Genomic DNA, 1,241 nt, shown 5'->3' with positions numbered 1-1,241 from the left:
TGGAGCCTACACGAGTGAGAATGCAGGCATGAGTAGCGAAAGACGGGTGAGAAACCCGTCCGCCGAATGATCAAGGGTTCCAGGGTCAAGCTAATCTGCCCTGGGTAAGTCGGGACCTAAGGCGAGGCCGACAGGCGTAGTCGATGGACAACGGGTTGATATTCCCGTACCGGTGAAGAACCGCCCATACTGAACAAGGGATACTAACCACCCTAACCATCTCCCCGTGGTCTTCGGACCCAGTGTTGGTGGGGCGCGTGGGACCTGATCTTGGGAGGTAAGCGTATTAACAGGTGTGACGCAGGAAGGTAGTCGGGCCGGGCGATGGTTGTCCTGGTCTAAGGATGTAGGAGGGATCATAGGTAAATCCGTGGTCCTGGTTTTGATACCGGCTCTGAGACCCGATGGGCCCCACTTTTGGTGGGGATCCGATGATCCTATGCTGCCTAGAAAAGCATCGGCGTGAGGTTCTAACTGCCCGTACCCCAAACCGACACAGGTGATCAGGTAGAGAATACTAAGGCGATCGAGAGAATTATGGTTAAGGAACTCGGCAAAATGCCCCCGTAACTTCGGGAGAAGGGGGGCCCCAACCGTGAACCACACTTGCTGTGGGGAGGCGGATCGGGGCCGCAGAGACCAGGGGGAAGCGACTGTTTACTAAAAACACAGGTCCGTGCGAAGTCGCAAGACGATGTATACGGACTGACTCCTGCCCGGTGCTGGAAGGTTAAGAGGACCGGTTAGCACCCACGTGGTGCGAAGCTGGGAATTTAAGCCCCAGTAAACGGCGGTGGTAACTATAACCATCCTAAGGTAGCGAAATTCCTTGTCGGGTAAGTTCCGACCTGCACGAATGGAGTAACGACTTCCCCGCTGTCTCAACCATAAACTCGGCGAAATTGCACTACGAGTAAAGATGCTCGTTACGCGCAGCAGGACGGAAAGACCCCGAGACCTTCACTATAGTTTGGTATTGGTGTTCGGTGTGGCTTGTGTAGGATAGGTGGGAGACTGTGAGACCCGGACGCTAGTTCGGGTGGAGTCATCGTTGAAATACCACTCTGGTCACTCTGGATATCTAACTTCGGCCCGTAATCCGGGTCAGGGACAGTGCCTGATGGGTAGTTTAACTGGGGCGGTTGCCTCCCAAAAAGTAACGGAGGCGCCCAAAGGTTCCCTCAGCCTGGTTGGCAATCAGGTGTCGAGTGTAAGTGCACAAGGGAGCTTGACTGTGAGAG

1 rRNA gene is annotated in these 1,241 nt (G+C 54.9%); it reads left to right on the top strand.

From position 1 onward, the window contains the following. A 23S ribosomal RNA gene (locus ACX80C_RS19315) occupies nt 1-1,241 on the top strand; the annotation flags it as partial.

It is taken from the genome of Arthrobacter tecti, assembly GCF_054511355.1.
The sequence above is the reverse complement of the archived record's forward strand: the minus strand, read 5'-3'. Positions and strand labels throughout refer to the sequence as shown.